The organism is Streptomyces sp. NPDC054847, assembly GCF_053610925.1.
Genome location: NZ_JBSGZJ010000436.1, coordinates 1 through 6,011, shown reverse-complemented (window position 1 = coordinate 6,011; position 6,011 = coordinate 1). Strand labels below are relative to the sequence as shown.

The 6,011-nt window shown below is 73.2% G+C and carries 5 protein-coding genes; 4 read left to right on the top strand and 1 reads right to left on the bottom strand.

Going from position 1 to position 6,011, the window contains the following annotated elements; translation table 11 throughout:
* Positions 1–451 precede the first annotated feature (451 nt).
* Positions 452–1,699 carry a hypothetical protein gene (locus ACWGH4_RS29405; RefSeq protein WP_453466265.1) on the bottom strand — a complete coding sequence of 416 codons (1,248 nt, stop codon included), beginning with the start codon at positions 1,697–1,699 and terminating at the stop codon, positions 452–454.
* 184 nt (positions 1,700–1,883) lie between these two features.
* On the opposite strand from ACWGH4_RS29405, the gene ACWGH4_RS29400 reads away from it, so the two are divergent.
* Genes ACWGH4_RS29400 through ACWGH4_RS29385 form a run of 4 tightly spaced genes read left to right on the top strand, consistent with a single transcriptional unit; the run spans position 1,884 to position 5,814 of the window.
* The gene (locus tag ACWGH4_RS29400; RefSeq protein WP_453466263.1) at positions 1,884–2,921 is read left to right on the top strand and encodes an ABC transporter substrate-binding protein; all 1,038 of its coding nucleotides are present in this window, start codon (positions 1,884–1,886) and stop codon (positions 2,919–2,921) included.
* 42 nt (positions 2,922–2,963) lie between these two features.
* Positions 2,964–3,803: a Nif3-like dinuclear metal center hexameric protein gene (locus ACWGH4_RS29395; RefSeq protein ID WP_441262726.1), complete on the top strand. Its 840-nt coding sequence runs from the start codon at positions 2,964–2,966 to the stop codon at positions 3,801–3,803.
* Positions 3,800–4,543 carry a zinc ribbon domain-containing protein gene (locus tag ACWGH4_RS29390; RefSeq protein ID WP_159695239.1) on the top strand — a complete coding sequence of 248 codons (744 nt, stop codon included), beginning with the start codon at positions 3,800–3,802 and terminating at the stop codon, positions 4,541–4,543. Before ACWGH4_RS29395 ends, ACWGH4_RS29390 begins: the two co-directional genes overlap by 4 nt.
* The gene (locus tag ACWGH4_RS29385) at positions 4,543–5,814 is read left to right on the top strand and encodes a bifunctional RNase H/acid phosphatase (protein WP_453466261.1); all 1,272 of its coding nucleotides are present in this window, start codon (positions 4,543–4,545) and stop codon (positions 5,812–5,814) included. The genes ACWGH4_RS29390 and ACWGH4_RS29385 overlap by 1 nt, the downstream gene beginning before the upstream one ends.
* Positions 5,815–6,011: the final 197 nt, after the last annotated feature.

The window sequence follows — 6,011 nt, the reverse complement described above, 5'->3', positions numbered from 1 at the left end:
GCGAAATCCAGCCCGCCTGGGGGCACCTCCCACGGCCGCCAGGCCGTAGGGGGGATTGAGGGCACCGCGCGAAGCGCGGTACGGGTCCGGGCGGAGCCCCGGTTTCGGGAAGGGGCGGGTAGGGGACAAGCCCGCCGCAGGCGCCACCCGTGCCACCCGTGCCGCCCTTACGCTGCGTCGCCCCCCGACGGCCTCCGATGCCGCCCCCGTCCCGGCGCCGGCGAATCGTCCTTCGCCGCCGCACCGCCCCGGTGCCTACCGGCACCCGTACCCGGGCTGCCGCCGCCGGCTTCGCCCCGTCCCGTCGCCGCGGTCTGCGGGCGCGTCTGGGTCGTGTCGGTTCGGGCTTCTGACATGTGGGAAGTCACCCCGTAGAAAATCGCTGCTTACACGTGTCGCAGGCCCCCGGCCGCCGGCCGGAACCGTGGCCCGGTCGCCCCGGCCCGTGAGTCTAACCACGGGCAGCGCGCCCGGTGAGCGGCGCCTGCTGCAACGGAACGGGCCTGCACACAACAGGACCGTCGGAGCCCTCGCACGGTTCCCCACCTGCGGCTTCCGCTTGTGCCGGTTCTGTGGGCGCCATGTGACCGAAGGTTTCTGCAGAGACGCCGAGGGCTTCCGGAACCTCCGTACGGATCACCCCGCACGGCATCGACTCCGTCGCGCACGGCAGTTGCAGCACGCCGTCCCGGCTCCAGGTGCCGGCGCCCGCCAACCAGCCCGCCGGAGCGGCGAGTTGGATCATTCCGCTGGCCGAGGGGCGCCACAGGCCCACCCAGGTACCGGCCGCGCCGTCGATCCGCAGGGCCACCGCGCAGCTCTCCGGCATCAGGACCTGCCCGGGCTGCACCGCGAACGGTGTCACCAGCGCGTCCGGCAGCCGCAGGCTCCGCGGGAAACGCACCGGCCGGGTGCTGCCCAGCACGCCCCAGCCGAGCCGGTCCTGCCCGGGCCCCGGCGCGTTCGAACGGATCAGCAGGAGACCGCTGTCGGCGTCCGCGAGGAGCAGCCGGTCGTCGCTCTCGTCCGTGATCTGGAGCAGCGGCGTGACCTCGCCCCCACGCGCCAGGTCGACCACGACCGTCTTGACGGGGCCGCCGTCCGCCCGCCGGCGGTCCAGCGCGAGCAGCCGTCCCGCGCGGTCCAGCCAGGCGCCGCCCGAGCAGTGCCCCGCCACTTCCGCGACGCGCTCGGGGCCGCGGGCGCCGCCCGTCACCAGCCAGATGCCGGTGGAGTGCGCGTACGGCACGAGGGCGTACGCGAGGACCCCGTCCGGGGACGGCGGCAGCAGTGTCGACTCCTCGGCGGGGACGGCCCCGAGGGGCAGTTCGCCCGTCGCCGGACCGGTCGGGTACAGCAGGGAGAAGGTGTGCCGCTCCGCGACCCGGCGGCTGATCAGCACCCGGCCGTCGGAGAGCGGCAGCACCTGTGCGTCGCGCTCCTCCGGCTGGTCGAGCGGCAGTGGAACGGCGTACGGCTCAAGGCCGTCGAGGGTCCAGCGCTCGGGGAACAGCGCCTCGCCCGTCCCCGCCAGGCGGGCTCCGTACGTGCCGTCCGCGGTGATCGTGATCGCCGGGGCCGCCGTACCGCGAGGGACCTCCGCGTCGCTCGTGGTACGCGCGCCGTCCGAACCGTCCGTACCGTCCGTACTCGCCACCGCCCCGTCTGCCGCGGCGGTCTCGATGGCACAGGCTGTCATCGATGCCTCACCTCCGGACTCCGAAGCTAGGTTTCGCACTTCCTGCCGAACAGCGCGAGAGGGGTCTCTTCACACATAAGGGTGGCCATGCCCTGATTCGCCTGAGATTGAGGGGGCGGTTGTGCTCCCGGGCCCGGCCGTGCTTAAGGTAAGGCCCACCTAAGTACCGGATCAGGAGCACGTCATGTCCCTACGCCGCCGTGGCGCAGCCGCCGCAGTCGCCCTCGCAGCCGCTCTCTCCCTCGCCGCCTGCGGCGCTGACGGCGGTGCGGACAAGGACGCGGGCGCCAAGGCGGACGACGGCGGCAAGAAGGCCGTGGCCCAGGGCGGCAAGGACTTCGGCGACGCAGCCGCCAAGACAGCGGCGATGGGCACGGACGCCGAGGCCGGCGAGTTCCCCCGCACCATCACCCACGCCCTCGGCAAGACCGAGATCAAGGCCGCGCCCAAGCGGGTCGTCGTCCTCGACGTCGGCGAGCTGGACAACGTCGCCTCCCTCGGCATCCAGCCCGTCGGCTACGCGCCCACCGAGGGTGACGACGGCATCCCCGGCTACCTGAAGAAGGCGGCCGGCAGCCCCAAGAGCGTCGGCACCATCAACAGCCTCAACCTCGAGGCCATCGCCGCGCTCAAGCCGGACCTGATCCTCGGCAGCCAGCTGCGCGCCGGCGACAAGTACAAGGAGCTGTCGCAGATCGCGCCGACGGTCTTCTCCATCCGCCCGGGCTTCACCTGGAAGGAGAACTACCTCCTCAACGCGGCGGCGCTCGACAGGACCGCGGAGGCGAAGGGCAAGCTCGGCGAGTACGAGAAGAAGGCGAAGCAGCTCGGCACCGACCTCGGCGAGAACAAGCCGACGGTCACCATGCTCCGTTACATGCCGGGCAAGATCCGCCTCTACGCGAAGGCGTCCTTCATCGGCACGATCCTCGACGACGCCGGCGTCCCGCGGCCGAAGAACCAGCAGATCAACGACCTCGCCGCCGAGATCAGCCCGGAGAAGATGGACGAGGCCGACGCCGACTGGATCTTCACCGGCGTCTACGGCGACCCGTCGAAGACGAAGCGGGACACCGCCGAGTCCAACCCGCTGTGGAAGGACCTGAAGGCCGTGAAGGCCGGGCAGGCCAAGGACGTTCCCGACGAGACCTGGTACCTGGGTCTCGGCGTCACCGCCGCCGGCGAGGTCCTCGACGACCTGCGCGGCTTCCTCGTCAAGTAGGGCACGGCCGCGGAGGCGGGCGGGGCAGGTAGCCTTTGCTGCGTGCCCCGTCTGTCTGAAGTCATCTCCGCGCTCGACGCCCTCTGGCCCCCGGAGCGGGCCGAACAATGGGACGCCGTCGGCACCGTCTGCGGAGACCCCGACGCCGAGGTCCTCCGGGTGCTGTTCGCCGTCGACCCCGTCCAGGACGTCGTCGAAGAGGCGCTGCGGCTCGGCGCCGACCTGCTCGTCACGCACCACCCGCTCTATCTGCGCGGCACGACGACGGTCGCGGCCGGCCACTTCAAGGGCCGGGTCGTGCACACGTTGATCAAGAACGACATCGCCCTGCACGTCGCGCACACCAATGCCGACACCGCCGACCCCGGCGTCTCCGACGCCCTCGCCGGCGCGCTGGACCTGCGCGTCGTACGGCCCCTGGTGCCCGACGCCTCCGACCCGAACGGCCGTCGCGGCCTCGGCCGGGTGTGCGAGCTGGACCATCCGGAGACGCTGCGGGAGTTCGCGGCACGCGCCGCGAAGCGCCTGCCGGCCACCGCGCAGGGCATCCGCCTCGCCGGTGACCCCGACGCGACGGTCCGCACCGTCGCGGTGAGCGGCGGCTCCGGCGACAGCCTCTTCGACCACGTGCGCGCCGCCGGCGTGGACGCCTTCCTCACCGCCGACCTGCGCCACCACCCGGCGTCCGAGGCCACCCAGCACTCGCCGCTCGGCCTGGTCGACGCCGCGCACTGGGCGACCGAATGGCCCTGGTGCGAACAGGCCGCCGCGCAGCTCGACGCGATTTCCGACCGGAACGGCTGGGACCTGCGGGTCCACGTCTCCACGACGGTCACCGACCCCTGGTCCTCCCACCACGATTCCTCTGGAGCCCCCAACTGAACGCCGCGCCCGCCGACCAGATCCGACTTCTCGACGTCCAGTCCCTCGACCGGCGCCTGTCGCAGCTCGAGCACAAGCGCCGGTCGCTGCCCGAGCACGCCGAGATCGAGTCGCTCACCAAGGACCTCACGCAGCTGCGTGACCTGCTCGTCGCCGCTCAGACCGAGGAGAGCGACACCGCCCGCGAGCAGACCAAGGCGGAGCAGGACGTCGACCAGGTGCGTCAGCGCGCCACCCGCGACCAGCAGCGGCTCGACTCCGGCGCCATCACCTCGCCGAAGGACCTTGAGAACCTGCAGCGGGAGATCGTCTCCCTCGCCAAGCGCCAGGGCGACCTCGAGGACATCGTCCTCGAGGTCATGGAGCGCCGTGAGTCCGTGCAGGAGCGCGTCGCCGAACTGACCGAGCGGGTCTCCTCCGTGCAGGCCAAGGCCGACGCCGCCACCGCCCGCAGGGACGCCGCCGAGCAGGAACTCGACAGCGAGGCCGCCTCCGTCACCAAGGAGCGCGAGGTCGTCGCCGGCTCCGTCCCCGCCGACCTGATGAAGCTGTACGAGAAGCTCCGTGCCCAGCAGGGCGGCGTGGGCGCGGCCCGGCTGTTCCAGCGCCGCTGCGAGGGCTGCCAGCTCGAGCTGAACATCACCGAACTGAACGAGGTCCGCGCCGCCGCGCCCGACACGGTCCTGCGCTGCGAGAACTGCCGCCGCATCCTCGTCCGCACGTCCGAATCGGGGCTGTAGTGCCCGTACCGCGCGAGTTCGTCGTCGAGGCGGACGGCGGCTCACGAGGCAACCCCGGCCCCGCCGGCTACGGCGCGGTCGTCCTCGACCCGGTCTCCGGCGAGACGCTCGCCGAGGCCGCGGAGTACATCGGCGTGGCGACCAACAACGTGGCCGAGTACAAGGGCCTCGTCGCCGGTCTCAAGGCGGCCCGCGCCCTGGACCCGGAGGCGCTCGTCCGCGTACGGATGGACTCCAAGCTGGTCGTCGAGCAGATGTCGGGCCGCTGGAAGATCAAGCACCCCGACATGAAGCCGCTGGCCGCGGAGGCCGCACGCGTCTTCCCGCCCGCGCAGGTCACCTACGAATGGATTCCGCGCGAGCGCAACAAGCACGCCGACCGGCTCGCCAACGAGGCGATGGACGCGGGCCGGCAGGGCAAGCAGTGGGAGCCGTCGCGCTCCACCGCGGCCCTCGACGCACGCGACGCGGAAGCGGCGCGCGTGGTGGGCGACGCGGCGGCCGGCGCGGCCAAGGCCCGGGCGGCGCTCGTCCGCACCGGGGGCGCGGCCGCTGCCGCCGCTCCCGCCGTCTCCGACGCGGTCGCGGGGGCGGAGCTCCTGGCGACGCCGGCCGCCCCGTCCGCCGGGTGGGGCGCCCCGGACATGGGCCTGCCCGCCACGTTCGTCCTGCTCCGTCACGGCGAGACGGTGCTCACCCCCGAGAAGCGCTTCTCCGGCAGCGGCGGCAGCGACCCGGTACTCTCCGCCGTCGGCCGCCGCCAGGCGGAAGCCGTCGCCGCGGCGCTCGCCGGGCGCGGCACGATCCAGGCGATCGTCAGCTCCCCGCTGCGGCGCTGCCGTGAGACGGCCGACGCCGTCGCGGCGAAGCTGGGCCTCGGCGTGAGCATCGAGGAAGGCCTGCGCGAGACCGACTTCGCGGCGTGGGAGGGCCTGACCTACGCGGAGGTGCGGGAGCGCTACCCCGACGACCTCGAAGCGTGGCTCGCCTCCCCGAAGGCGGCGCCGACGGGCGGCGGCGAAAGCTTCGCGACGGTGGCGAGGCGGGTGGCCGCGACGCGCGACAAGCTCCTCGCCGTGCACCAGGGCCGCACCATCCTCCTCGTCACGCACGTGACCCCGGTCAAGACCCTGGTCCGCCTGGCCCTCGGCGCCCCGCCGGAGTCGCTGTTCCGGATGGAACTGTCGGCGGCGTCGCTGTCGGCGGTGGCGTACTACGCGGACGGCAACGCGTCGCTGCGGCTGCTGAACGACACGTCGCACTTGCGGTGACGGCGGGGGCGTAGCCGCTGCGCGGGGCCGTTTCCCCACCCCGCCCCTTCCCGAACCGGGGCAGGCCCCGGGCCCCGCACCGCCCTGCGGGCGGCGTACCGCGCTTCGCGCGGTGCCCTCAAGCTCCCCCTACGGCCTGGCGGCCGTGGGAGGTGCCCCCGGGCGGGCTGGAATTGCCGCTGCGCGGCACTCCAGTC

What these genes read in the sequence shown, in the direction of transcription:
- ACWGH4_RS29405 (WP_453466265.1), bottom strand. Translation starts at nt 1,699, where the DNA reads ATGACAGCCTGTGCCATCGAGACCGCCGCGGCAGACGGGGCGGTGGCG.
- ACWGH4_RS29400 (WP_453466263.1), top strand. Translation starts at nt 1,884, where the DNA reads ATGTCCCTACGCCGCCGTGGCGCAGCCGCCGCAGTCGCCCTCGCAGCC.